The organism is Halomonas sp. CH40, assembly GCA_041875495.1.
Taxonomy (GTDB): domain Bacteria; phylum Pseudomonadota; class Gammaproteobacteria; order Pseudomonadales; family Halomonadaceae; genus Vreelandella.
This window is the reverse complement of sequence record CP112982.1, coordinates 3125073-3149990: the sequence shown is the minus strand read 5'-3', so window position 1 is coordinate 3149990 and position 24918 is coordinate 3125073. Positions and strand designations below refer to the sequence as shown.

Genomic DNA, 24918 nt, shown 5'->3' with positions numbered 1-24918 from the left:
ATGTTCGCTTCATGGATTGTCCTGAACCAGTGCCCTCTTAACAGCGACCACTGATGCATTGGGTGTTTTTTCGAGAACTTCTTTGGGAAACAGTGCGGTGTAGGCGTCCGGGTGAGTGTGAGTGCCGTTTAATTGAGGGTGTAAACAATGGGATGGACTCCTCCTCACCTAACCGGCATCTACGTGCCAAAATGAAAATGGTAGGTGAAACCATCAATCATCATGAAGATGAGGAGAAGCCCAGATGAACATTATCCGCGTCGGTGTTGATATTGCAAAGTCGGTTTTTCATGTCCACGGCGTAGATCGTCATGACCAGGTTCAGTGGCGTGGTAAATATGCTCGGAGCAAGTGGTTGGACGCCATCGTCAAGCGTGTACCCACCGGTGCAACGATTGGCATGGAAGCTTGTGCTTCATCTCATCATTGGGCACGGGAGCTTCAGAAACGGGGTTACAACGTCCGGTTGATTGCCGCTCAGTTCGTCAAACCGTATGTGAAAAGCAATAAGAATGATCGGGTGGATGCAGAGGCCATCTGCGAAGCGATGAGCCGCCCCAATATGCGCTTTGTTGCTCCCAAGACTGTTGCCCAGCAAGATGTTCAGGCAGCACATCGCATCCGTGAAGAGTTGGTAGGGCAACGCACCGCTAAAGCCAACCAGATTCGGGGACTGGTAGGTGAATATGGGATTATCGCGCCTGTTGGCATTCAGCAACTGCGCCGAGCATTACCTCGATGGCTGGAAGATGCAGAGAACGGCCTAACTGATAGCTTTCGCATTTTGCTTAACGGTTTGGCTGACGACCTTCGGCACTTGGATGACCGCATCACAGCACTCGACGAGAGCATTGTTGAAAGCGTGAAACAAGATCCCGTCGCACGGCGTTTAATGACATTGCGAGGGGTTGGGCCACTCACGGCCAGTGCGCTATCCGGTGCGCTGGGAGACGGCCAGGCATTCAAGAAAGGGCGTGATTTTGCCGCCTCTCTAGGATTGACACCTCGACAACACAGCACGGGCGGACGAGACCGTCTTTTAGGCATCAGCAAACGCGGTGACAGCTATCTACGCAAACTGCTCGTCCACGGAGCACGCGCCGTGTTGCGACAGGTAGATCGCAGGGACGACGGCCTGAGTCATTGGCTTAAAGGTCTGACGTCTCGAAAACATATTAATGTCGCAACGGTAGCCCTGGCCAATAAAACGGCTCGGATTGCCTGGGCGCTGGTACGTAATGAAACAGCTTATGACGAAAATCTTGCTGCGGCGAGTGTCGGCGTTTAAGTGAGTTAGTTGAAGATAGACACGTCTTCGAAATAGTCGGTATCGAAAATTTTGTTGGAGATCTTCCACACCGCGATTGCATGGCATTTTGATTGATGGCGAACAGGTCGAACCGGCACGGGGAAACCCCTAAAGGACATGGAGCCACGAGCTCGTGTAAACGATTGAGAACCAGTGCGCGGATAGCCCATTAGGGTCTGATGCTAAAAAACGGCATCATTAGAGAGACCGAATACACGTAGGCAGTCGTACCTTAGTCGCGACCAAACAAAGTGCTTGCAATAGAGGAGGAGTCCATACACGGTCTTTTAGCTGCTGAGCGGTTTCATGGGCGTTCACGCCTTCTCCAAGAACGTCTAGTAACGCACCTTCAAGGCAAATCGGTGCCCAGAAAATAAGGCTGTAACCATTTTTGCGCGCTTTATCCCGCTCCTGCTGTGAAGGTGGTATATCGGCATCCAGCACGATAAAGCGCTGATCAAAGTCTTGGCTTTGGTATTTTCGTCTTGCGTTCTCGATGATATTCCCTGGTGACCCACCCGACTGCTTTTCAATCGTCGCTTTGATGCCGCTATGCCTTTGCAGAAGCTGCTGACGCATATGTTTGATAAAGGCCTGATCGTCGTCGCCTTCACCAACAATCAAAAGGGCGGTTTTGATGACTTGGCGTTTTTGTTTGCGTTGGGGATGTTTTCTGGCCATAGGCGTCACAGCTCCGGCGTGGCGCCGAGCGCTCCCGCCATATATTTGGCGTAAAGGTTATCATCGGCTCGAAGGCCTGCCATATCATCCAGGCGCCAAGCTTCACTTTGCTGGTTACGCTTTTCGATCAGGTACACCTGATGTTTCTGCAGCAGGTTCAGTACCTCAGGGGTGTGGCAGGTGAAGATCAGCTGCGCTTGATGCGGGTTGGTATGGTCAAACTCAAACCATTCCAGTAAATGCGGGATCAGGTGTGGATGCAGGTCGTTGTCGATTTCATCGATTACCGCGACGCCGCCATGTTGCAAGGTATGCAAAATAGGCTCCAGCAAAACGAACGCCGACTGGGTACCGCTGGACTCCTCAAAGAAGGGCAGCTCAAACGTTTGGCCATTGTCGGTGGCATGCAACCCAAAAGGAACAAACACAGGCTCTTCCCGTCCGGTTTTATCGCGTGCTGTCAGCTTTCTTATTTCAACACTGCTGAGCCCAAGATCGAACTCACACATGGCGCCTGACATCCGTTGGAGCAAGTCAGGTGCCTTCTGATACTTTTCAGCTGCACCCAGAATATCGCCATGCTGAAAATGCTGGCGTCCTGTGCTCACCACATTGCTCTTTATATGTTCAAAGAACTCAACAAAAGGTTTTGCTTCAGCGATATCGTAGCTGTGCGCCGCGCTGATCAGTGACGCATTCCCCCGCAGTTTTTCAGCCTGCGCCTTAGGGAATGGGAAGCCCTTATGTTTAAAGCGGTACCCTTGCTGGGTTTTTTCACGCTTGAACAAATAGCTGTATTGGGCGCTTGTTTTTTTATAGAGCGCCTCGGAAATGACCGCTTGAGGCGTCAGTTCCAATTGGTAGCGGTAGTCGACGCCATCCAATATAAACTCAAGTTCAAAATGGCTTGGGGAATCGGTATGGAGAAGATGTGCTGCGAAGGGGATATCCCCCTCAGGGTCGCCGCCGAGGAAGGATTGGTCGACAAACCAGCTCAGAAAAGCCAGTGGCTTCAAAAACTGGGTTTTGCCCGAACCATTCGCGCCTACGATGGCGATGGCCTTGTTGAAGCGTTCGCCATCTACGCTGATGTCATACCCTGAAGGCGTGGGCTTCTTGCCTAGACCAAAATCAATCATCGTCTCATCGGCAAAGCTGTAAAAATTGCTGAAGCTTAGATTTTTTATCATATAAATGCCAAATCAACGGAATTTTGTTGATTGTGCGCCTTCATGACTATTCCTTCAAGCGTTGGTTAGCCAGCATTAGGCCACATGGCCTCGTTCAATTCCTCCAGCACGCTATCCAGCTGCTCGCCGAGTATCTTGTCCATCTGTTTGGCGCCGCCGTCATCGGCAAAGCGCTGGTTGACGAACTCCCGATCGATAATCACTTCGTGGACGAGTTGCTTGGCCAGGCGTTCCAGCCATTTGCGCTGGTTCGGGGTCCAGTTGTGCTGGGTGAGAATGCGGTCCATGGCGTGGGTGACGCGCTGTTCAAAGGGAATCAGCGCCTCGCCCAGGGCGGCACGGCGGATGTAGCCGATGATGCTGGCGGCGATATCCTGGTTGGTCTGGTTGCGCACCGCGCTTTGCAGGCGGGCTTCGGAATAGCCGTGGTTATCCAGCAGCAGCTTGATTTCGCGCAGCTGTTCCCGGGTGAGGTCGCGGGGCTTGTTGACCACCACTGCCAGCGCCGCCGACTGGTTGAGCTGTTCCTTGATAAAGCGGTTGAATTCGTCCAGGTAGTCTTCCGGTTTGGCATGTTGGCCATAGCTCTGGCTGCGTTCACGGATTTCGTCGTCGTGCTCGGAGATAATCGGCAGGTGTTCGCTGCCCACCAGGGATTTGACCTCGGCCAGCTGGTGCAACAGGCCACTGTGCTGCTTGATGAAGGCGGACGCCTGACGCGGGCCTAGCTGATGCAGGTGGCTGTGCAGGGCCTTGGGTTCCACGCCCCAGCTGCGTTCCAACTCATCGAGTTTGTGCTTCAGCGGTGGGCTGTTTTCGGCTTTTTTGTCGGCCTTGCGCAGTACCCGCATGACCTTCTGGCTGAGCTGGTTGAGCACCACATCGGCCTGGCTTTCCTCCGGGTGTTCGCCGGGGCTGGTCAGCGCCTGTTCCAGCTGGTCATCATCGGTGAGTTCGTCTACCAGCTGCTCCAGGGTGATATGCGGGTCTTTGACCAGCGGCTTCATGGTGTTCACATCCTGCAGGGCGGCGTAGATATCCACCGGGTCGTAGATGCGGAACACCGTCTTGCCGATCTCATCGCAGCGGCGGGTGGCGCGGCCAATCATCTGTTCGTACAGGATGCGCGAACGAATCCGGCGCATAAACACCAGATGGCTGATGCGCGGTACATCAATGCCGGTGGTGAGCAGGTCGACGGTGATGGCGATATTGGGGTAGCGCTCGTTCTTGTAGCGGCGGATAAGCTGCCCGACCTTTTCGCTCTGGCCGGTAATCTTGGCCACCGCCGCCTCGTGGTAGCTGCCGTTGTAGAGCGCTTTGAAGGCGCTATCCAGCAGGCGTTTCACCCTATCCGCATGCAGGTCGGTGGCGCAGAAGATCAGGGTCTTTTCGTCGCCGAAGGGGTCGAGCTCTTGCACCAGCTGTTCGCAGATCACCCGGTTGAAGTTTTCGTTGATCACCCGGCGGTTGAAGGCGTCCACCTCAAAGTTGAGCTCGTCTTCCAGCTCGGTGGTGTCGATTTCGCCGGTGCGAGTGTTGAGCGTGTCCACCGGCTTGCCTTTTTCGAAGGTGATGCCGTTCTGGGTCAGCAGGGTTTCATAGCGGATGGGCGGTTCGTGGTCGATCAGCCAGTCGTCGGCCACCGCTTCACGGTAGGAGTAGGTGTAGACCGGCTTGCCGAAAATTTCGCTAGTGTGCCTGGCCGGGGTGGCGGTGAGGGCAATCTTGACCGCATCGAAGTAATCCAGCACCCGGCGGTAGCTGGACAGGTACTGCTGGGTATCCCGGGTGGCCAGTTCGCCTTCGGTCATTTCCTGGTCGAGGGTGTAACCGCGGTGGGCCTCGTCGATGATAATGCAGTCGAACTGGTCAATCGGCGGCGGTGCGTCGCTCATGAAGATGCGCTTGACCATGGCCTGCACGGTGGCCACCTGAATGCGGGTTTCCGCCTCGGCGGCCATATCACCCAGCTCCGCGACGTTGTAGATCTTGCTGAGGGTGTGGTTCTGCTCCAGTGGCGCTTCATTAAAGGCATCGAGGGCCTGCTGGCCGAGTGCGGTGCGGTCGACCAGAAACAGGATGCGCTGGAAGCGTTCGGCTTTCAGGAAGCGGTACATCAGGCCGATGATGGTGCGGGTCTTGCCGGTGCCGGTGGCCATGGCCAAAAGTGCGGTGCGCTGGCCGTGGGAAAGGGCATGTTCGGTGGCGGCAATGGCCTTCTGCTGGTAGTCACGCAATTTCAGGTAGCCAAAGGGTTCGGCCTGCAGGCGTTGTTCAGCGTCTTCCCTGTCGCGCTGGAGCATGTCCAGCAGGCCATCCGGAGTATGAAACCGGGGCAGGGCGCGGCTTAAGTGGCTGGGGTCGCGAACATCGCGGAACCAGGTGCCGGAGGTCTCCGCCAGCTGCGGCACATAGGGGCGGCCGTTGCAGGAATACACAAAGGGCACATGATAGTGGCTCTCGTCCGCGGCAGGCCAGGCGATAGTGCGGCCAACCAGTTCCCAGGCGGCGACCAGCGGCGGCGTGACCTTGAGGCCTTTGCTGTAGCGTTCGGCCTGACGGATCTTGCCCGCCACGTTGGTGTTTTCTTTTTTGGCTTCCACCACGGCAATGGGGGTTAACCCGGCAAATAGCACGTAATCAGCCCAGCCCTTCTCGCCGTTGTGATTAGTGGGCCATTCGGCAATCGCCCGGTAGGTGCCTTTTTCCGGGCGGGCCCCTTTCTGGTAGGTGATCTCCTGGCTGTCGGCTTCCCAGCCGGCATCCTGCAGCTGTTGGTCAATCAGGATGCGGGTGACTTCTTCGCTCATCACCAGGCTATGGCTGGCCGCCTGAGTCTTTCTGGCCACCTGCTGGCGCTGCTGGTCGGCACTCTGTGCGTCCTGTTGGGCCAGCTTGTGTTGCAGGGCGCTGATTTTCTGCTCGTACGCGGTTTGCTGCTGGCTCAAGGCCTGTTCGTGCTGGCGAGCCTGCTCGGCCAGGGCGCGGGATTCTTCATCCATGGCCAGCGCCAGGGCTTCGTATTCGGCTTTTTCCTTCTCGATCAGCTGGCTGAGTTGCTGGCTGCTGTCCAGCTCGCTGTTGGCCTGCTGCAGGTCGTGGCGGAGCTTTTCGATATCGCTTTGCAGCTGGCGCAGCTGGGCGCTGGGGTCAGCGGGTGGAATGAAAGGGCCGGGCTTGAATTGAGCACCCGCTTTGCCAAAGGAACGGTGAAACCAGATGGCCAGATCGCGGGCCACCCTGAGGCCACTCATGGCCTCTTTATGCTGGGTGCGAAACTGGTGGGTGGCCTTGTTACCTTCAACCCGCAGGATGTGGAACAGCTCCTTGATCTGCGGTTCCAGGCGCAACTCACGGTTCAGGCGGTAAAGGAGCTCAGCCTGGGTGGTCTGGTCATCAAAGGCGATACCGGAAAGGGCGGCCAGATGCTGGGAGAGCGCCTCGCCCAGCTGGCGCAGCTTGATCAGGGTGGTGTTGGGGTCGCTGGCAAAGGCGCGCTCGGCGGATTCAGCCAGCTCTACAAACAGAGCGTCATGCTCGTTGAGAAACGCGAAGTTCTGTGATGTCGGGTTGCTGGCTGGCACACACGGCTCCCTTTGCTGTCGCACTTGTCCATTACTGAAGGCGCAACCTCCAGTGCATGTGGCTAGCTTAAGCTTTTATCCGGATAAGGTGAAATGAATAGCCTGGGTGCAAACTGGCATGGCCTCGCATGACACGCCACGAGGCGCATGCCTTGTGCGATTATCTTAAGGTATTGCCCTCTTCGATGACGCCTGTACCAACGCTTTCACCGTCCTTGAACCATTCCAGCTGGTTACCATTGATCTCGGCCGCGTAGCAGCCGTAATCGGTGTCAGGGTAGCAGACACCGTCTTCGGTGATCTCATAGTTACCCCCACCGGAGGCATCCTCATAGGTGCCGTCCTCGGCGAAGTAGCTGTTATAGATGCCACCGCCCATGCCTCCCTTGAAGGTATTGCCGACCAGCGCCGAGCGCACTTCCTCTTCGCTGGACGCGGCCATGGCCGCCGTGGTCATTGTGCCCATTACAACAGCCGCGGCAAACGCGCTTCGTGCCATCATGGATATGCTCATCAAGTATCTCCCGTCTGAACGTTCAATGGATTGACCGTGTTTCAGCCAGTCGTCCCATCAGAAAGCAGGGATTCAGGTTCCTGCTGCTGGTGGACGTCACTTGTACAGTCAATACATTCTTGTACGGAATGTCTAGGTTTTGTTTAGGTTTTGTCATGAGCTCTGCAGCTGTTTTGCCGCTTAAATTGTCGTTCAGCGCTATGCTAGGCTGACATGGATTACCAAGCAGGGACTCGCTATGCCAAGCCACCACCACGATACCGGCTACAAGGAACTCTTCAGCCACCCAGAGTTTGTTCAGCAATTGATGGAAGGCTTCGCCCCGCCAGAGATTGCCGGGTTAATGGATTTCACCACCCTCGAGAAACAAAACGGCCACTACATCATGCCTTTGTTCGAGGAAAAAATCGAAGATGTGGTGTGGTCGGTAGAGATCACCTGGCTAGGCGTTACGCAGCGGGTGTTTTTGTATATCTTGCTGGAGTTTCAGTCATCGGTTGACCGCACCATGCCGATTCGGCTGATGCACTACGTGGCCTGCTTCTACAGCGAACTGCTCAAGCAGAAAAGAATCACCCCCAGCCAAGGCTTGCCGCCGGTATTTCCAGTGGTGCTTTATAACGGCTCGAAACCCTGGACAGCCCCACTGGATATCTACGCCATGGTGCAGCCGGAACCGCCAAGTTTTCTGCAAGCGTACCAACCGCATCTGCGCTATTACCTGATCGACGAAGGGCGTTATACTGACGAAGAGCTCGGGTTGCGCCAGACACCGCTCAGTGGCGTGTTCGGCGTAGAAAACGCCGGCGAAAGTTGGGAAACGCTACAAGCCGCCGTGGATAGGGTGGTAGCGATTTTACAGGCCGACCCGGATAAACAGCGTATTGACAAGATCATCACCCGCTGGCTTAAACGGCACCTGGCCTGGCTAGGCACCGAGGTGAACCTGGCACAGCTTGACAGCCTGATGGAGGACAAAGACATGTTGGCGGAGAATTTAGAGAACCTGGTTAAGAAAGAACGTTTGGAAGGTGAGCAGCTAGGTATTAAGAAAGGGCGACAGGAAGGACGTTTGACTGAAGCACGCGATGTGCTGCGCACCCAGCTTGGCTTGAAATTTGGCGATGTGCCCGACTGGGTAGAAGCCCAGCTTATGCAAGCTGGCCACGAGCAACTGCAGCAGTGGATGCGTGAAGTGCTGTTTGCCAACCATCTGGATGCCATGTTTACCCGTTAATCACGATGCTAGGGCGCTTGAAGCGCCTCTGTTACTGGGCAAGGTTCGTCGCTAACTGGGAACCACCCAACCACGCTCCTCACGCCTTGCTCTGAACCAAAAGGGCCTCTTTTGCGGCCATAAGGAAACGTCAAAAGACCCTAATTATCTGTCCGCTGAGATACATGTCTATTGAGCAAATCGATCCGGAAGGAGAGAGCCATGACACATCAGGAGTGGGTAGCGCAGTGCATCGAGCTTGCCCTCGACAACGCTAAACAGGGGCAGGCGCCTTTCGCCGCTCTGGTAGTGCAGGATGGTCATTTGGTCGGAACAGGCGTCAACGATGTAAAGGCTACTAAAGACGTGGCCGGTCATGCCGAGATTCGCGCGCTTCAGGCTGCTGCCAAGCACTTGGGTACCAGGCGCTTAGCGGGGTGTGTGCTCTACACCAACTGCGAGCCTTGCCCCATGTGTCTGGGTGCCATTTACTGGAGCGGCATTACGCAGGTTTATTATGGGCTCTCCGTCGCCGAGCAGGCGGAGTTCGATGAGCTTCCAGCGTTTCAGTACGCAGAGTTGTGCCGCGCTGCCCATCAACGCCGTGTTCAGCTGGTGCAGGTCACTCCTGATAACCTGGACCCTCGAGGCCCCTTTAACCAGTCGCGCAGCGCCGGGGCGTAGGCACCAGCGCTGACACATTCTATGTGTAAAGGCTCAGGCTTTATGGCTATGACGCCACCGCGCCAAAAGGTCTGTCAACGACCACTTTCCTTGCAGCCAGGGTGACAGTAAGCGCATGGAGAGAGGAATAAACACAAACACCATAACGGGCGTCAGCATTAGCGTACTCACTGCAACGCGGGGCACTAATGACCATTCCGCGAGCAGGCCCCCGAACAGCGATTGAAACAGTAGCGAAACCGGGAAAAATGCCAGCCAGATGGCAATGGCCTGCTTCCAGCGTGGGGGTACTGCGCCGGGTGTGGTCTGGAACCAGGCATCTAGCCCTGTTGCGCGCTGCTCATAGGGTGCATCGTACAGGCCTTTACCGCGCATCAGCCAGGCGTGACGCGAGGCAGAATGCTCCCAGGCAGCAAGGGTGCCAGTGCTGCTGAAGCGGAAGATAATCTGATATTCGTCGTCATCTTTTGGCGGTGCCAAAACGCCTGACCCCAGGTAACCGGAAAAGTCAGCCGCCAGCTCACGGCCTTCGTTTAACCAGCGATTAAAGTCTTGATAGCGGCCATTCGCCACGCGGCGAGCCACCATTAACGTGACAGGTGAGGCAGACATGGTATATCTCCTAAAACACGACGGTCATTGCCGGGTAGGCTGACCGTATAGGGTGGGCGGGTAAGCCCATAACGTTCACATCATTATAACAGAAAGCTTCACCCAGATTTTTCCTGCTCCCGGTAGAGCGCTTGACCAAGTGCTGAGAAATACCTCTCGAAGGCCTGATTAATTTGCTGGCGCTGCCGTCCCTGAGGGTATAAGCCCGCATGAGCTTCATCGGACTGGATAGTGCCGTTCACCAGGAAACGGTTGCTGGGCTGGCAATCTTCCACAAAGGCTTCGAATGCCCGGGCACACATTTCCTCAGGCCTGGCGTAATACAGCACTTTTAACTGGTTATCTGCTTTCTGTGACGCCTCAAAAAGCTGACTGGGTCCAGTGCCATCATCGGTGAGAAAGATCGCTTTAAGGCCATCAGCCAGCCGCTGGTTCAGCGTATGAGGCTTTTGCAGCGCCCCTTCCAGCCAGGCACTGGAGGCGAACTGAAGAGGGGCGGTATGAAGAAAGGCTTTCGCCCCTATGTAGTGATCAAACGCGTGGTACCATTCGTGAGCCAGGCTTCCGGCACCGGCATTTTTGGCCAGCGCCAGCTGTCGGCTGGCAGGTAAATAATGCGCGGCCACACCCAGCTGGCCTCCGATGCCATATTGCAACCCCAGGGTGCCACGCAGGGACACCAGGTGTTCCGGGCCCTGGAGTACCGCCATTAAATCTTCCAGTGCGTGCAGGAAATGACCGGCGGCACGATCGCGCTCAGCCGGTGTGACCCAGCGTCCGATTTCGATACTACGAAAATCAAATCGGCGTCGCACCGTGACGAAGGAAATATCCGTATAGGCTGCCATGAATATTCTCCTCGGCTCAATGAAGGCACCGCCTTCGGTACGACGACTTCATGCCAACGCAAACGCGCCAATTTTCGAAACGGCTATATTAACACGTCAGTCGTTTATATATCCTACGTCGGCCTATAGCCGTGGGACAGAGTGTCTCTTGAGCAACCTGTTTGATTGCCGGATTACGATGTGGTGGGCAACACCAGTCACGTCCGGAGGAATTCTTTATGTACACGGGAGAGCAGCATCTGATGAATGATCGGCACGAACATGGCGCAGGCCCTGATGCCAGCGTAGAGCGTTACATTGACTCTGAAACCACAGTCGATGACACGGGCAGTCACTCGGCGTCCGTAGACGATCACGGGTATCCCGTATTGTCACTGGAAGAGATCACCCCACGGGTGGACGATATCCTGGAAGCGGCCAAAACCCTGGCCTTGGCAGCAAAAAAGCGTGAGAAAAATCTTGTTGAAAAAGATGAAGCCGAGCAGGCCGCAAGGGCGCTTCAAAAAGAGGCCAATGATGCCTTTGAGGCCCGCCTGGAAAAACGGGTGACAACAGAGATGCGCAGCTTTGAAGATGTCCAGAAGGACGTACTGAAAGCATTGAAAAAACTCGACAAGGCAGTGGAAAGCGCTGATGAGGAAACGGAAAAATCACAGGGCGCTTACAAGGAATTGCTGAGCATTATTACTCCGTCAAACTAAGCGCTGTAAGCAAACGGGGAAATATATGCGTACCAATGTATCCAGCAACGCCGTTATCAGCTTGCCTCAGGCGATGGCACATTCCGGTGACATTCTGACAGCCGCCCAGAAGCTCGCATCAGCGGTACATAAGGCTCGGAAGAAACGCCTTGAGGAAGAACAGGCCCGCGAATTGGCAGAGCGGCTTCGTCACGAAGTGAGAGAGGCAATCAAGGCCTTGCCGGAAGGCGATTACTCGGGGCATCTTCATATTGAAAAGACAATCCAGAGGGAACTGGTAAAAGCGAACAATGACGTTGACCGGGCTATTGATGGGGCGAACAGGCAGGCAGAGAAGTCTGAACAGGCTTATGCGGATCTGATAGCCGTTCTTTTGAACAACCATGCTGGCCAAGCAGACTGATTGTTAGGGCCTGTTGACGTTTCATCTTTAACCAAAAACGGCCACTTGCTCGATGAGCTAAGTGGCCGTTTTTACTAGAATTTTTGGTCGGAATAGCAGGATTCGAACCTACGACCTCTGCCTCCCGAAGGCAGCGCTCTACCAAGCTGAGCTATATTCCGATGCGTTGCGGTATGTGCCGTTCAACGGAGGCAGATAATACGGGGCGGCGTGGCTTTTTTCAAGCCCTGTTGGCTGAAAACTGTTGATTAAACGCCAGCTGTTGTTGCTCTTGATCAATTCTTGATCAGGTGTCGCGGTCTACGGCGAGGCGGGCAAGGTGCGCCATGGTATCGCGGAAGGGGCTGGGGGGCAGGGCGTCCAGCTGTGCCAGTGCCCTGTCGGCCATTTCATCAGCGCGGGCGCGGGTGTAGTCCAGGGCGCCGGTGGTGTGGACAATCTCAAGCACTTCATCCAGCTGCTCCAGCCCGCCTTTGCGAATCACCTGACGAATCAGCTTGGCCTGTTCGGGGGTGCCGCGTTCCATGGCGTTGATCAGTGGCAGCGTTGGCTTGCCTTCGGCCAGGTCGTCGCCCACGTTCTTGCCCATGGCATCCGCGTTGCCCTGGTAGTCCAGCAGATCATCCACCAGTTGAAAGGCCAGCCCCAGATAGCGGCCATACAGCTTCAGGGCTTCTTCCTGTTCGGGGGTAGCGTTGGCAAGCACGGCGCCACTGTGTGAGGCGGCTTCGAACAGCATGGCCGTCTTGCCCTGAATGGTTTCAAAGTAATCGGCTTCAGAAATGCTCGGATTGCCGATATTGGTCAGCTGCTGCACCTCGCCTTCGGCAATGGTGCAGGTAGCGGCAGACAGGATGGCCATGATGCGCATGGAGCCTACATCGACCATCATCTGGAAGGAGCGGGAATACAGAAAGTCACCGACCAGTACGCAGGGGGCGTTGCCCCAGGCGTCGTTAGCAGTTTTCTTGCCGCGCCGCAGGTGCGACTCATCGACCACGTCGTCGTGCAGCAGGGTGGAGGTGTGCATGAACTCGATCAGGGTGGCGAGCAGGATATGCTTGTCTCCCTGATAATCAAGCGAGCGCGCTGCGAGCAGTACCATCAGCGGGCGAAGGCGCTTGCCGCCGCTTTCAATAATATATTCGCTGATTGTCGCTACTAGTGGCACTTTGGAGCTGAGCTGTTCAACAATGGTGCGGTTAACCGCGACGAAATCATCCGCCACCACGGCGTGCAGCGGGGCAGGAGAGGAGCTGGCAGGCGAGGTTGGAGAAGCGTTCGCAGTCATTGATTCATTCATCGCGGCAGGTGAAAGTGGCGACAGCGCCAAATAGAGTTGATGTCATGCTATGGTCAGCTCTGTTGGCCGTCAAGCCGTGTCAAAAAAGCCAGGCATTGACAACGGCCAGGATAGTTGTAGTACGCGGGTAAAGTCGCTATAATTCGCGGCCCGCTCATCATGCTCCCTGTCAGATGGCTGCCGAAAGGGGCGCTACTCGCAGCAGGTCGATCAAGAGCCACGCCGATGAGCGCCGTGGCAATGGGCCGCGGCATCTATAAGCCGTCTCGGAGAGAAACATGTACGCAGTCATTAAAAGCGGTGGTAAGCAGTACCGCGTTCAGGAAGGTCAGACACTGAAGCTCGAGAAGCTGGAAATTCCGACCGGCGAAACCATCGAGTTTGACGAAGTTCTGCTGGTAGCAGACGGTGACGACGTTACCGTTGGCGCTCCGCTGGTTGAAGGCGCTAAGGTATCCGCTGAGATCGTTGATCATGGCCGTGCCAAGAAAATCAACATCATCAAGTTCCGTCGTCGTAAGCACAGCATGAAGCGTCAGGGCCACCGTCAGTGGTTCACTGAAGTCAAAATTACCGGAATTTCTGCGTAAGCAGTCATTTTCCAGGTTATTTCCTTTGTAGGAGGTTTTTACCATGGCACATAAGAAGGCAGCGGGCTCCACGCGTAACGGCCGCGATTCCGAATCCAAACGTTTGGGTGTGAAGCTTTTCGGCGGTCAGGCCGTCGCTCCGGGTAACATCATTGTTCGTCAGCGCGGCACCAAGTTCCATGCGGGCGCGGGTGTCGGCCTGGGTCGTGACCACACGCTGTTCGCACTTGACGAAGGCGTTGTGAAGTTCGAGACCAAAGGCCCGAAAAGCCGCAAGTTCGTCAGCGTTGTTTCTGCCTAAGCATTTTTGCCAGGCAAGACGTTGAACAGGAAAAGCCCCGCTACGGCGGGGCTTTTTTGTCTGCTAACGTCATTGACGTTTGAAGCCCGCTTTTAGCGGATGCGCAGGGCAGACATCTGGAGGCAACCGGCGGCGAAAGCGGCCAGGAGAATATTCCATGCAATTTGTCGATGAAGCTTCAATCATTGTTGAGGCCGGCAAAGGCGGTAACGGCTGTTTAAGCTTTCGCCGCGAAAAATACGTACCCAAGGGCGGCCCTGACGGTGGTGACGGTGGCCACGGCGGCAGCGTCTACCTGATTGGTGATGATGCGCTGAACACCCTGATTGATTTTCGCTTTCAGCGTTTCTACAAGGCTGAAAACGGCCAGGGCGGTATGGGTCGCCAGATGAGCGGCAAAGCAGGGGAAGATCTGCATGTCAAGGTGCCGGTCGGCACTACAGTGATTGATGAAGATACCCTGGAAGTGATTGCCGACGTGACCGATATTGGCCAGGTGGTGCTGGTGGCTGAAGGGGGCCGCCGTGGCTTGGGTAACATCCACTTCAAATCCTCCACCAACCGGGCGCCCAGGCGCACAACGCCGGGCACCGAAGGGGATCGCCGCAACCTGCGCCTGGAAATGAAGGTGATGGCGGATGTTGGCCTGCTGGGCATGCCCAATGCGGGTAAATCGACGCTGATTCGTGCGGTGTCGGCGGCCAAGCCCAAGGTGGCCAACTACCCGTTTACCACCCTGGTGCCGAACCTTGGCGTGGTTAAGCTTGGGATGCATGAGCACTTTGTGATGGCGGATGTGCCGGGGTTGATTGAAGGCGCTTCCGATGGCGCTGGCCTGGGGCTGCGCTTTTTGAAGCACCTGACCCGTACCCGTTTGCTGCTGCACGTGGTGGATGTGGCACCCTTTGATGAATCAGATCCCATCGAAGCAGCTCAGGCGATTGTCCGCGAGCTGGGTCAGTTCTCGCCCGCCCTGGCTGAGCGCCCGCGCTGGCTGGTGTTGAACAAGTTTGACCTTCTGCCGGAAGATGAGCGTGAAGCGCGCGCCCAGTCCATTATCCAGGCGCTGAACTGGGAAGGCCCGGTGTTTCGTATCTGTGCCATCAGCGGCGAGGGTACCGATGCCCTGGTGCAGGCGGCGCACCGTTGGCTGACCGAGCAGCAGCGTCTGGAGCACGAAGACGAGGAAGCCCATGCCCGTGAGCAGGAAATGCGTCGGCGTATGGAAGAGGAGTCGGTGGCACGTACTGAAGCGCGGCTGGGTCGCAAACGCAAACCCCGTGACGCGGATGACGATGACTTCGATGATGATGACTATGATGTTGATGTGGAATACGCACCCTGAACACCTTGCATCATAGTGAGGGAAGTGACGGTATGGGAGAAAGACTGTGAGCGAGCATGAGCTGGGGCGGGAGAGTCTGAGTCGCGCGCGCCGCGTCGTGGTCAAGATTGGTAGCGCCCTGTTGACCAACGACGGGCGTGGCCTGGATACCGATGGCATCGGTGGCTGGGTTGACCAGATTGCCGAGCTGCATCAGCGCGGTGTTGAAGTGGTACTGGTCTCGTCAGGGGCCGTGGCGGCGGGCATGGTACGCCTTGGCTGGCAGGCGCGGCCAAGTGCGGTGCATGAGTTGCAGGCTGCCGCTGCGGTGGGGCAGAACGGCCTGACCCAGTGCTATGAGCAGCATTTTGCCCGCCACGGTATTCTGACCGCCCAAGTCCTGCTGACCCATGACGACCTTTCCAACCGCAAGCGCTACCTGAATGCGCTCTCGGCCTTGCGTACCCTGGTGGAAATGCGTGTGGTGCCGGTGATCAATGAAAATGACACCGTGGTGACCGACGAGATCCGCTTTGGCGACAACGATACGTTGGGGGCGCTGGTCGCCAATCTGCTCGAAGCCGAAGCGCTGTTCCTGCTGACCGACCAGGAAGGCCTGTTTGATGCTGACCCTCGCCACCATGCAGACGCTCAGCTGATTGCCGAAGGCCGGGCCGATGATCCGCACCTGGTGGCGGTGGCAGGCACCGGCGGTGCGCTAGGGCGAGGCGGCATGAGCACCAAGGTACGCGCCGCCCAGCTGGCCGCGCGCTCCGGTGCTGTCACCGTGATTGCCAGCGGCCGCCAGCCGAATGTCTTGACCCGCCTGATGGCCGGTGAAGCCCTGGGCACGCTGCTGCGCCCTGAACAGGCGCCGATGGCCGCGCGCAAGCGCTGGCTGGCGGGTCAGCTGCAGGTGCGCGGTTCGCTGGTGCTGGATGCCGGTGCGGTCAAGGTATTGCGGGATAAAGGCTCCAGCCTGCTGGCGGTCGGTGTGCGTGAGGTGCAAGGCAGCTTCAAGCGCGGCGATATGGTGCTCTGCGTGGATGAACAGGGCACTCGGGTGGCCAAAGGGCTAGTCAATTATGGCGCGGACGAAGCGCGTCGGCTGGCGGGTAAACCCAGCCATCAGATCGAAGCCATTCTGGGCTATGTCGAGGCCCACGAGCTGATTCACCGCGATAATCTGGTGGTTGTCTGATCCAACCGGCTTGAGGCTGGTTGGCTAAGGCGGCGCTGGGAGCGGGATATGCGTTGGCCACTGATTGGGCACAATAAAAATACGTGTTGTCTGGTCGTCGGCAGGGGTATAGCACATCAGCTGCTGCGGCCAGCGTTTTGGGCCTCTTGGCTCTGGGGCTGCGTCTGCGTCTGCGTATAGGTGCGTCTGCTCTACAATCTCTGCCAGGGAGTGCCATTGCTCCAGCGGCGGTGGCGCCAGCCAGTGAGGTTTGGTCAGCCAGGTGGCCAGAGTGTCCGGCGCAAGGCTTGCGGCCAGCGCTGGCCAGTCATGGGCATGGCACCACAGGCCGCGACGATGCTCAGGCGTGGCACCCTGGGGTGGCGGTAAATGACGGTGCCAAGGGTAATAAAGAATGCCTGGCATGGCCATCTGATGCGCTATTGCCACAGGTTCGGGGCCGTTATTTGCCAGGCTGTCACGTGGGGTGAGCCAGTGGCGTAAGGCTCGCCGGGCGTCTGCCGTGTTGGAAAGCGGCAACTGGCGGTGCTGCATGTGGTAGCGCTTGATATCGAGGCTGTCGAATCCGCCAGGGCCAATCCAGCGGCTCTGGCTATCGGCGGCCCCCGGCCCATCGGGTAACCCCAGATAAAACTTGATGGCCACTTCAAGATGAATGGGCGTGGGGTTCTGGCAGGTGCGGTAGAGCATGTCCAGCTCGCCGCGTGTATTGCGCTGGGCAAAGATGCGTACATTGCGGGCCAGCAGCCGCGTGCCAGGAGCGTGGTCGAGCAGATAATGCCACAGCCGTTCGTGGTAATGGCCCATCCGCGCGTGGCGCAGTTCACGCAGTGGCAGATGATGCAGGGCATCCTGCTGACAATGCAGCCAGGCATCAATATCAGCCGGTGACTGCAATCCCAGGGTTGCAAGGCTAGGGCGCCCGGGAATATCCCCAAGCGCCACCAGATCCGGCGCGTTCAGCAGCCAGGCCATATCGCGCATGACGCTAGTGCGCCAGCCTGATGATACGCCTTCCAGTGTGGAAGAATGAATGTGTCCGCCTGTGTCATCCTGTGGCAGGAAAAAGTGTCTCAAAAGGCTTGCCTCCTGTAGCACCATCATCGGCGTAGCCGCTGGCTAACGCCGATGTATGGTTGAGGTTATCCTGCCACTAATTCAGGTTGTCAGTCACGTTCGATATGGCTGATTTGGGCAGCACCCTGGCGTAGCCTGATTTCAATCTCGCGCCCATTGGCATCGCGGCCTTCAATGTCGATCATACCGCTTTCGTCAATCGCGATTTCTTCAAAGGTTGTCATGCCTTCTGAACGGGCGAGCTCAAAGGCTGAACGCACCTCCTCGTCACTCATGCCCCAGGCACCGGTGATCAGGCGTTCGCGTTTTTCACTCAGGGTGTCGCCGTTTTCCAGATCAAAACGAACCTCGGCGTTCCATTCATCATCCAGCCAGCCTTCTACTTCAGCATGCCCCTGGCGTTTGATTTCGATTTCCTCAAGATGGGTAAACCCGTAAGCGGAAGTCTGTTCAAGAATTTGGTCGATGCGGTTGATATCCATTGTGTCGTTCGCCTGGGCAGTGCCGATAAACAGCAGGGCCGCGGCGGGGATCAGCAGAGCTTTCTTGATAGAGGTCATCATATTCTCCTTGGGTGGATCAAACGTCACGCATGTGGATTGAAAGGAACGTCAGCGTGACCGTGATCACCGTTATAGCACTGCTTGGCTTGCCTGGAACTGACGCCTGGGTTCATCGATGGTTCATGTTCCTTTTGGCATGCTGAGTAAATGATGAGACTTAATCACTACCTTTATCGTCGTGCCCTTAAGGGCGGGCTGCTTGCCTTGGGGTGCCTGCTTTTTTCTGCCTCCCCGGGGGCAGACCAGCACTGGCATTCGTTGCATGATGATGTCCAGCGAGGTGAAGTGGTGCCTCTGGAAAATATTCTGGACTGGCTGGAAGCGCACTATATCGGCGACGTGCTGGAAGTGGAAGTCGAACGGGATGACGGTGAAGTAGAGTATGAAATCAAACTGCTCGGTGAGCGGGGCCAGATTGTTGAGTTCGAGTTTGATGGCCACACAGGTCAGTTGATGGAAATCGAGGGGGTGCACATTGATGCCATGCGCAGGCCGTAATGTGCCCCCTCAGGAGGATGTTATTTGAAATGCCTGCTGGTAGAAGATGACTTGGCTTTGGCGGAGGCGCTGATGGATGTTCTGCGTCAGGGCGATTGGCTGGCGGAATCTGCCGCCACTGGCCAGGAAGCGGATTTCCTGGTGCGTACCGAAACCTATGATGCGATCATTCTTGATTTGGGCTTGCCCGATGGTGATGGCGTGCGCTGGCTGAGTGCCTGGCGAGACGATGGAATCAACCTGCCTGTGTTGATCCTGACCGCCCGCGAGCGCTGGGCGGACAAGGCGGCAGGATTTTCCGCCGGCGCCGATGATTATGTCACCAAGCCTTTTGAAGCCGCTGAAGTGCTGTTCCGCCTGCATGCGCTGGTAAGGCGTAGCCACGGCCATGCCCATCCGCTGCTGAGCGTGGGTGAGTTGACCCTCGACACCCATACTCAGCACGTTGCTCTGGCCAGTCGGCCGGTGTCGCTAACCGCTCAGGAAACCCGCTTGCTGCGCTATCTGATGCAGGCGGCGCCCCGCGTGGTTAGCCGTACTGAGCTTTCCGAGCATGTGTATGATCGCGATCATGAGCCGGATTCCAACGTGATAGACGTCCAGGTCAGCCGTCTACGCCGCAAACTGGGGGCCTGGCGGATTGCCACCCTGCGTGGTCAAGGCTATCGGCTCCTGGCGGAGCCACTTGATACGCCATGACGCGACCTAGCCTGACTCACTATCGTCGTCGCTGGAGGCGGCGTTCGATTGCCAGCCGTTTGCTGCTTGCTGCCTTGTTGATCGTGGGCCTGGCGCTCCCTGCAGCGGGCATTTTCCTGTCCCAGCATTATCGTGAAGCTGCCACGCAGGGGTTTGATAACCGCCTGACGGCAGTGCTTAACGTTCTTTTGGCCGGGGTGGAGGTTGATCCGCAGACGGGTAAGTTGATGATGGATCGCTCGCTGGGCGATCCGCGCTTTGAGCAGGTGTTTTCAGGCTGGTACTGGCAGATCAGTGATGGTGGCGAGCGTACTCTGACCTCACGTTCATTATGGGATCAGCGCCTGCCAGTGCATAGCGTAGAAAAAGTCGCAAACACCCTGAGCGGCCCGCGCGAACAAACCTTGCGGGTGGTTGAGCGCGATATCCAGCTAGCGTCGCTGCCGTCTGTCCTGCATGTCAGTATCGCCGCCAGTGATGCTGAACTGAACGCTGATATTCACTCATTCAGCCAATGGTTATGGGCTGGACTGGCCGCATTGGGGGGCGTTTTACTGGCTGTGCTGGCGCTGCAGGTACGCTGGGGGCTGTCACCACTGCGCCGCTTGCGCGCTCATCTGCAAGCCATTCATGACGGACGCGCCGAGCAGCTGCCCAACGACTTTCCGGATGAGCTGAATGCCCTGGCCAGCGCAATGAATGCCTTGCTGGCCAGGGATCAACGCCTGATTGAGCGAGGGCGGCATACAGCAGGCAATCTTGCCCACGCCCTTAAAACCCCGTTGAGTGTGATGCGTTTGCAGCTCGCCCAACTGCCAGAGGCCCAGCGGCCGCGCTGGGAGGCAGAGCTTGCGCGTATTGATAATGCCGTTCGCCATCACCTGGCAAGAGCATCAGCGGCAGGGGAAGGTGCCCGCATAGCCCCCTTGAAGCTATCAACCACCCTGGCACCCATGCTTTCAGGCCTTGGCAGGCTGGCCCAGCGGCGCGGGCTCACACTGTGCTCCCAGTGGCATGGGGAACGCTCTGTCTACCTTGATGAGCAGGATGCCCAGGAGCTGGTTGGCAATCTTCTGGATAATGCGCTGCGCTGGGCAAGCCATGCGGTCATAATGGAAGCTGCCTGCCAAGGGAAGTGGCTGACCCTGCAGATCAGCGATGATGGCCCCGGCATGACGGATGAGCAATGCCAGGCAGCCTTTGAGCGCGGCAGCCGCCTTGATGAGCAGCGCTCGCAGAGCGGTTTAGGGCTTTCCATCGTGGCAGATCTGGTGGCACTCTATCAGGGAGAATTGACGCTATCACGGGCAGTACAGGGAGGGTTGCAGGTCACCGTGATGTTGCCTGTCGTAGCACAGCCTTGAGGGTTTCCATGCCTGAATCAGAACAGACACCTTTATCTGCACCAACCCTTTCTACACCAACCCTATCGACACAAACTCCGTCGACACAAACCCTGCCAGATATTTTGGTGGGGCCCTTGCTGCGCAGAATAACGTCAGGCCGCTGGGTGATGTGGTTAGTGGCCTCTCGGGAAGTGAAACTTCAGCTCAAACTGCAGCCTATCGGGCAGCCTGCGCAATGTCACGCGCTTGAAGATGCCCAGCAATGTGTGTGGCTAGGGCGCCACGCTTGCCTGTACTTGATTGACCTGGAGCTGGGGTCGCCGCTGCCGACCGATACGCTGATTGATTATGACGTCTTGGTGGAAAACGCGGATGGCGAGGTTGCCGGTATCGGTCAATGGGCGCCCTGGCTGTGCTATGCAGGCAGGGATTGCCCGAATCTGGTGATTGCCTCTGATCATCGGCGGCTGCTGCATGGCTCTTGTCGCAAGCCTCATCATGATGGCCCGGATGGCCTGGTGCGCGCTGATAGCTGGTTGGAGAGCCGCCTGATGGATAGCGAGCAGCGCCCGGCCTGGCTGTTGATGACCGGTGATCAGGTATATGTCGATGACGTGGCTGGCCCGCTGCTGCGGGCAATTCATGCCCTGATTGCGCGCCTGGGGCTGGTAGATGAAGTGCTGGAAGGGGCGACCGTGGGCGACAGCCAGGCGCTGTATCAGTCAGCCAACAGCTACTACCAGCGTGAGGCGTTGTTGCCCGATGCGACCAGCAATGCCGCCTTGCGTGAGCGTTTTTTTGGTGGCGTCAAAAAACCGATATTCACCTCGGCCAACGCCCACAATCACTTGATGACGCTGGCAGAAATGCTGGCCATGTATTTTCTGACCTGGTCACCCACGCCCTGGCGGCTGGTCGAGGTGACAGCGCCCGAACTGGAAGCCGACAAGGCGCAGCTTTATCAGCAGGAGAAAGGCATTATTGATGCTTTTGTGGATGGTTTGCCGCAGTGTGCCCGGGTGATGGCGCATATTCCCAGCCTGATGATTTTTGATGATCATGACGTCACTGATGACTGGAACCTGACCGCTGATTGGGAAATGACGGCCTATGGCCATCCGTTTTCCAAGCGGATTATCGGTAATGCGCTGTTTGCCTATCTGCTGTGCCAGGGCTGGGGGAATGCTCCGGAAAAACTGCAAGGGCTGATTGATAGCACTCAGGCGCTGTTGCGCACTTCCTCACCCGCACCCAGGCCGCTGGTGGCTGAACAGCATGATGAGTTTATCGAGCAACTGCTGCGCTTTCAGGGCTGGGAATACCAACTGCCGGGCAGCCCGCCCTTGATTGTGCTGGATACCCGTACCCGCCGCTGGCGCAGTGAAAGTAACCCCAAGCGGCCCTCTGGGCTGATGGACTGGGAAGCGCTGATGGAAATGCAGCAGGCACTGATTGATGCCCCAGGCGCGATCATTGTGTCCCCCGCGCCGATGTTTGGCGTCAAATTGATCGAGGGCATCCAGAAGATCTTCACCTGGCTGGGCAAACCCTTGGTAGTCGATGCCGAAAACTGGATGGCCCATCGCGGTGCGGCCAGCGTGTTGCTGCAGATCTGGCGGCATTCAAAAACTCCGGGTAATTTCGTTATTCTTTCCGGTGATGTGCACTACTCCTTTGCCTACGACATTCTGGTCAGCCATCGTGAAGAAACGCCCCACCTTTGGCAGATTACCTCAAGCGGGATCAAGAACACCTTTCCAGAGACGCTATTAAATACCTTTGACCGCCTTAACCGCTGGCTATACGCCCCCTTGTCGCCGCTTAATTGGCTGACCAAGCGCCGTAAGTTCAGCGTCTACCCCCGCGACCCTGAGCAGGCAAAAGCAGGTGAACGGCTATGGAACGGCAGCGGTATTGGGTTGGTGACTCTGGATGAAGAAGGCCGGCCGCTAGATATCCGCCAACTGGACGTTCGGGGCATGGATGTGGTCTTTCCACCGCCCAAGGCATTGAGGTGTTAAACAGGCCTTGGTGCTCACTTTTCCTTCGACACTTTCTTCCCCCTTCCCATTCTCCTGCGTGGGAATCATAAATCTTATGACTTGGGGCAAGACGTCGCAGTAGAAAGCCTCTAGACTTGTCTTTCTTCGCATTGCTTATCATTGTTTAACAATTGGACTAGCGGTGATGCGGTCTTAAAAATCGCTGCTATTGTTGGCGATGCTGCGTGTGACGTTAATACATTTTTATACCCGGGGCTAAGCCATGACACAGTTTTTGAATCGAATTCCGATGCGCGCCAAATTCGCCCTGGTGTTGGCATTGCCTTTATTGGCGCTGGCCTGGTTTGCGGTTAACGGCGTGCTGGAACGCCAGAGCTTGGTGCGCGAGCTTGATCGTCTCTATGCGATGACCGAACTGGCTCAGCGGGCTGGCGACTGGGTGCATCAGGTGCAGTTGGAAAGGGGGATGACCGCTGGCTTTATCGGCAGTGAAGGGCAGTCGTTCGGGCAACGTCTGAACGGGCAGCGCCCTGAAGTCGACGCTGCTGCCGAGGCGTTCTTTAATCAACGCGACGCGCTTGAAGAAGGCGTATTGAGTGCTGCGGCCCTTACCCAGTTTGAACAGCTTAACCGTCAGTGGAACGCAACCCGCCAGGTGCGCGCCAGGGTGGATCGCCTGGATATTCCCAGCGGCGAGGCGATTAGCCACTACACCTCAATTAACGGTCAGTTGATGCGGCTGGTAGGTGCGCTGTCGCGGTTGACCAGTGAGGGCGAAATCAGCCGCCAGCTGACCGCTTATTATAGCCTGCTGGAGGCCAAGGATCTGGCGGGTATTGAGCGGGCCATGTTGTCCAATGCCTTTGCGGCGGATGGTATGTCGACGGATATGCTGCGCAACTTTCTGTCTCTGTTAGGCCGGGAACAGGCATTTCTGACCAGTCTGCGTACTTTTGCCAGCCCTGAAGATCTTGAACAGTTGGATCAGGCGTTGAGTGGCCCGGAAATTGAGCGCCTGATCGAGCGTCGCGAGCTGGCAATTGAGCGCTATGAGCGTGGCGGCTACAACGTCTCCCCAGAGCAGTGGTTTGAATGGCAGACCGTCAAGATTGGCCGCCTCAAGGCGCTGGAAGACCAGTTGGCTGATAAGGTGATCGAGAGTACCGCTACCCTGCGTGGCGAGGCTCGCACGGCGCTATGGAGCTATCTGGTCGTCGCGCTGGTGACGGCGCTGGCCGCTGTGCTGGCAGCGGTGTTGATCGTACGTGGCATTACGCGGCCTTTGAAACGCGCCCTGGAGAATATCGAGACACGTGGCAATGACCTGACTCAGCGCCTGGCAGTGCCGGGCAGCGATGAGCTTTCAAAGCTTTACACGGCCTTTAACCACGCCTCTGAGGAAATCGAAACCCTGATTGCCGAATTCAAACGCAATGCTCAATCTGTGGAAGTGGCCAGCGGTGAAATTGCCCAGGGCAACCAGGATCTGGCCCAGCGTACCGAGGAGCAGTCGGCCTCTCTGGTGCAGACGGCCTCAAGTATGGAAGAAATCACTGCGACTGTTCGCCAGAGCGCTGATAATGCCCATCAGGCCCAGAGTATGACCAAGGACGTTGCTCGTGAAGCACAGGAAGCGTCGTCGGTGGCCACCCGCGCTCAGGACGCCATGCATCAGATTCATGGTGCCAATGATCAGGTCACTACCATTATTGCCGCGATTGACAACATCACCTTCCAGACCAACCTGTTGGCATTGAATGCCTCGGTTGAGGCGGCCCGCGCCGGTGAGCATGGGCGTGGTTTTGCAGTCGTTGCTGATGAAGTGCGTAAGCTTGCTAGCCGTAGCTCTGAGGAAGCCGACCAGATTCGCCACTTGATTGATAACAATGTTGCGCGGATCAGTGAAGGGGAAGCGCTGGTGACGTCTACCAGCGAAACGCTCAAGACCATTTCCGAGCGGGTGCAGAAAGTCGCCAATCTGGTCGATGAAATGGCCTCGGCGACCACAGAACAGTCATCAGGGATTGAGGAAATCAACCGTGCCATGACCCAACTGGAAGAAGTCACCCAGCAGAACGCCGCCCTGGTAGAGGAAGTGGCGGCTGCCAGCCGCTCGTTGGATGAACAGGCAGAAGAAATGGCACAAATGATCGGTAAATATCAGGTTCACGAAGTTGGCACCACGCCGCGGCTTGCGTCTTCCTAGCCACAGCCGTCATGATATTCGGGCGCTTTTTATCAAGGGCGCCCGGGTATCTTATGGCATTT

Annotated in this window: 23 protein-coding genes and 1 tRNA gene; 14 read left to right on the top strand and 10 right to left on the bottom strand. The window is 56.9% G+C overall.

What is annotated here, in order from left to right; genetic code table 11:
• Positions 1-244: 244 nt before the first annotated feature.
• Complete coding sequence (locus OR573_14285; protein ID XGA79642.1) at positions 245-1288, top strand: IS110 family transposase; 1044 nt, start codon at positions 245-247, stop codon at positions 1286-1288.
• 219 nt (positions 1289-1507) lie between these two features.
• Here OR573_14285 and OR573_14280 read toward each other — a convergent pair whose 3' ends face one another.
• From OR573_14280 to OR573_14265, 4 genes are all read right to left on the bottom strand, one after another.
• A complete protein-coding gene (locus tag OR573_14280) occupies positions 1508-1990 on the bottom strand; it encodes a hypothetical protein (GenBank protein XGA79641.1) in 483 nt (160 codons plus the stop codon).
• Positions 1991-1995: 5 nt separating this feature from the next.
• Complete coding sequence (locus tag OR573_14275) at positions 1996-3180, bottom strand: AAA family ATPase (protein ID XGA79640.1); 1185 nt, start codon at positions 3178-3180, stop codon at positions 1996-1998.
• Positions 3181-3245: 65 nt separating this feature from the next.
• Positions 3246-6767 carry a type I restriction-modification system endonuclease gene (gene hsdR / locus OR573_14270; protein XGA79639.1) on the bottom strand — a complete coding sequence of 1174 codons (3522 nt, stop codon included), beginning with the start codon at positions 6765-6767 and terminating at the stop codon, positions 3246-3248.
• Between the two features lie 160 nt (positions 6768-6927).
• Positions 6928-7269 (bottom strand): hypothetical protein, encoded by a 342-nt coding sequence (locus OR573_14265; protein ID XGA79638.1) that lies wholly within the window; start codon positions 7267-7269, stop codon positions 6928-6930.
• Positions 7270-7519: 250 nt separating this feature from the next.
• On the opposite strand from OR573_14265, the gene OR573_14260 reads away from it, so the two are divergent.
• Both OR573_14260 and OR573_14255 read left to right on the top strand, forming a co-directional pair.
• A complete protein-coding gene (locus OR573_14260) occupies positions 7520-8518 on the top strand; it encodes an Rpn family recombination-promoting nuclease/putative transposase (protein ID XGA79637.1) in 999 nt (332 codons plus the stop codon).
• A 201-nt stretch (positions 8519-8719) separates the two neighbouring features.
• Complete coding sequence (locus OR573_14255) at positions 8720-9181, top strand: nucleoside deaminase (protein XGA79636.1); 462 nt, start codon at positions 8720-8722, stop codon at positions 9179-9181.
• Positions 9182-9214: 33 nt separating this feature from the next.
• Here the strand turns inward: OR573_14255 and OR573_14250 are convergent, their stop codons facing one another.
• Positions 9215-9793 (bottom strand): antibiotic biosynthesis monooxygenase, encoded by a 579-nt coding sequence (locus OR573_14250; GenBank protein XGA79635.1) that lies wholly within the window; start codon positions 9791-9793, stop codon positions 9215-9217.
• A gap of 98 nt (positions 9794-9891) precedes the next feature.
• Positions 9892-10641, bottom strand: a complete 750-nt coding sequence (locus tag OR573_14245) for a hypothetical protein (GenBank protein ID XGA79634.1) — start codon at positions 10639-10641, stop codon at positions 9892-9894.
• Positions 10642-10883: 242 nt separating this feature from the next.
• On the opposite strand from OR573_14245, the gene OR573_14240 reads away from it, so the two are divergent.
• Together OR573_14240 and OR573_14235 are read left to right on the top strand one after the other, a co-directional pair.
• On the top strand, positions 10884-11342 hold the full coding sequence (locus tag OR573_14240) for a hypothetical protein (GenBank protein ID XGA79633.1): 459 nt from the start codon (positions 10884-10886) through the stop codon (positions 11340-11342).
• Positions 11343-11367: 25 nt separating this feature from the next.
• Positions 11368-11745, top strand: a complete 378-nt coding sequence (locus OR573_14235) for a hypothetical protein (protein XGA79632.1) — start codon at positions 11368-11370, stop codon at positions 11743-11745.
• Between the two features lie 84 nt (positions 11746-11829).
• Here OR573_14235 and OR573_14230 read toward each other — a convergent pair.
• Both OR573_14230 and ispB read right to left on the bottom strand, forming a co-directional pair.
• Positions 11830-11906 (bottom strand) — tRNA-Pro (locus OR573_14230).
• A 125-nt stretch (positions 11907-12031) separates the two neighbouring features.
• Positions 12032-13036 carry an octaprenyl diphosphate synthase gene (gene ispB, locus OR573_14225; GenBank protein XGA79631.1) on the bottom strand — a complete coding sequence of 335 codons (1005 nt, stop codon included), beginning with the start codon at positions 13034-13036 and terminating at the stop codon, positions 12032-12034.
• Between the two features lie 290 nt (positions 13037-13326).
• Between ispB and rplU the strand changes: the two genes are divergently transcribed.
• From rplU to proB, 4 genes are all read left to right on the top strand, one after another.
• Positions 13327-13638, top strand: coding sequence for a 50S ribosomal protein L21 (rplU, locus tag OR573_14220; GenBank protein ID XGA79630.1), 312 nt, complete (start codon positions 13327-13329; stop codon positions 13636-13638).
• Positions 13639-13681: 43 nt separating this feature from the next.
• The gene (gene rpmA, locus OR573_14215) at positions 13682-13939 is read left to right on the top strand and encodes a 50S ribosomal protein L27 (GenBank protein XGA79629.1); all 258 of its coding nucleotides are present in this window, start codon (positions 13682-13684) and stop codon (positions 13937-13939) included.
• A gap of 157 nt (positions 13940-14096) precedes the next feature.
• Positions 14097-15284, top strand: coding sequence for a GTPase ObgE (obgE, locus tag OR573_14210; protein ID XGA79628.1), 1188 nt, complete (start codon positions 14097-14099; stop codon positions 15282-15284).
• Between the two features lie 46 nt (positions 15285-15330).
• Positions 15331-16464 carry a glutamate 5-kinase gene (gene proB / locus OR573_14205; GenBank protein XGA79627.1) on the top strand — a complete coding sequence of 378 codons (1134 nt, stop codon included), beginning with the start codon at positions 15331-15333 and terminating at the stop codon, positions 16462-16464.
• A 24-nt stretch (positions 16465-16488) separates the two neighbouring features.
• Here the strand turns inward: proB and OR573_14200 are convergent, their stop codons facing one another.
• Complete coding sequence (locus tag OR573_14200; protein XGA79626.1) at positions 16489-17541, bottom strand: DUF1853 family protein; 1053 nt, start codon at positions 17539-17541, stop codon at positions 16489-16491.
• An 89-nt stretch (positions 17542-17630) separates the two neighbouring features.
• A complete protein-coding gene (locus OR573_14195; GenBank protein ID XGA79625.1) occupies positions 17631-18104 on the bottom strand; it encodes a PepSY domain-containing protein in 474 nt (157 codons plus the stop codon).
• Positions 18105-18251: 147 nt separating this feature from the next.
• Between OR573_14195 and OR573_14190 the strand changes: the two genes are divergently transcribed.
• The 5 genes from OR573_14190 (at position 18252) to OR573_14170 (ending at position 24856) form a co-directional block, all read left to right on the top strand.
• Positions 18252-18602, top strand: a complete 351-nt coding sequence (locus OR573_14190; GenBank protein ID XGA79624.1) for a hypothetical protein — start codon at positions 18252-18254, stop codon at positions 18600-18602.
• 24 nt (positions 18603-18626) lie between these two features.
• On the top strand, positions 18627-19301 hold the full coding sequence (locus OR573_14185; protein ID XGA79623.1) for a response regulator transcription factor: 675 nt from the start codon (positions 18627-18629) through the stop codon (positions 19299-19301).
• Positions 19298-20665 (top strand): HAMP domain-containing sensor histidine kinase, encoded by a 1368-nt coding sequence (locus tag OR573_14180; protein ID XGA79622.1) that lies wholly within the window; start codon positions 19298-19300, stop codon positions 20663-20665. The genes OR573_14185 and OR573_14180 overlap by 4 nt, the downstream gene beginning before the upstream one ends.
• A gap of 8 nt (positions 20666-20673) precedes the next feature.
• The gene (locus tag OR573_14175) at positions 20674-22668 is read left to right on the top strand and encodes an alkaline phosphatase D family protein (protein ID XGA79621.1); all 1995 of its coding nucleotides are present in this window, start codon (positions 20674-20676) and stop codon (positions 22666-22668) included.
• Between the two features lie 244 nt (positions 22669-22912).
• Positions 22913-24856, top strand: coding sequence for a nitrate- and nitrite sensing domain-containing protein (locus OR573_14170; GenBank protein XGA79620.1), 1944 nt, complete (start codon positions 22913-22915; stop codon positions 24854-24856).
• The last annotated feature ends 62 nt before the right edge of the window (positions 24857-24918 follow it).

Excerpts from the sequence above, each read along its gene's own strand:
- OR573_14285 (XGA79642.1), top strand. The coding sequence starts at position 245 with ATGAACATTATCCGCGTCGGTGTTGATATTGCAAAGTCGGTTTTTCAT.
- OR573_14280 (XGA79641.1), bottom strand. The coding sequence starts at position 1,990 with ATGGCCAGAAAACATCCCCAACGCAAACAAAAACGCCAAGTCATCAAA.
- OR573_14275 (XGA79640.1), bottom strand. The coding sequence starts at position 3,180 with ATGATAAAAAATCTAAGCTTCAGCAATTTTTACAGCTTTGCCGATGAG.
- OR573_14265 (XGA79638.1), bottom strand. The coding sequence starts at position 7,269 with ATGATGGCACGAAGCGCGTTTGCCGCGGCTGTTGTAATGGGCACAATG.
- OR573_14260 (XGA79637.1), top strand. The coding sequence starts at position 7,520 with ATGCCAAGCCACCACCACGATACCGGCTACAAGGAACTCTTCAGCCAC.
- OR573_14255 (XGA79636.1), top strand. The coding sequence starts at position 8,720 with ATGACACATCAGGAGTGGGTAGCGCAGTGCATCGAGCTTGCCCTCGAC.
- OR573_14250 (XGA79635.1), bottom strand. The coding sequence starts at position 9,793 with ATGTCTGCCTCACCTGTCACGTTAATGGTGGCTCGCCGCGTGGCGAAT.
- OR573_14245 (XGA79634.1), bottom strand. The coding sequence starts at position 10,641 with ATGGCAGCCTATACGGATATTTCCTTCGTCACGGTGCGACGCCGATTT.
- OR573_14240 (XGA79633.1), top strand. The coding sequence starts at position 10,884 with ATGAATGATCGGCACGAACATGGCGCAGGCCCTGATGCCAGCGTAGAG.
- OR573_14235 (XGA79632.1), top strand. The coding sequence starts at position 11,368 with ATGCGTACCAATGTATCCAGCAACGCCGTTATCAGCTTGCCTCAGGCG.
- ispB (XGA79631.1), bottom strand. The coding sequence starts at position 13,036 with ATGACTGCGAACGCTTCTCCAACCTCGCCTGCCAGCTCCTCTCCTGCC.
- rplU (XGA79630.1), top strand. The coding sequence starts at position 13,327 with ATGTACGCAGTCATTAAAAGCGGTGGTAAGCAGTACCGCGTTCAGGAA.
- rpmA (XGA79629.1), top strand. The coding sequence starts at position 13,682 with ATGGCACATAAGAAGGCAGCGGGCTCCACGCGTAACGGCCGCGATTCC.
- obgE (XGA79628.1), top strand. The coding sequence starts at position 14,097 with ATGCAATTTGTCGATGAAGCTTCAATCATTGTTGAGGCCGGCAAAGGC.
- OR573_14195 (XGA79625.1), bottom strand. The coding sequence starts at position 18,104 with ATGATGACCTCTATCAAGAAAGCTCTGCTGATCCCCGCCGCGGCCCTG.
- OR573_14190 (XGA79624.1), top strand. The coding sequence starts at position 18,252 with ATGATGAGACTTAATCACTACCTTTATCGTCGTGCCCTTAAGGGCGGG.
- OR573_14180 (XGA79622.1), top strand. The coding sequence starts at position 19,298 with ATGACGCGACCTAGCCTGACTCACTATCGTCGTCGCTGGAGGCGGCGT.
- OR573_14175 (XGA79621.1), top strand. The coding sequence starts at position 20,674 with ATGCCTGAATCAGAACAGACACCTTTATCTGCACCAACCCTTTCTACA.
- OR573_14170 (XGA79620.1), top strand. The coding sequence starts at position 22,913 with ATGACACAGTTTTTGAATCGAATTCCGATGCGCGCCAAATTCGCCCTG.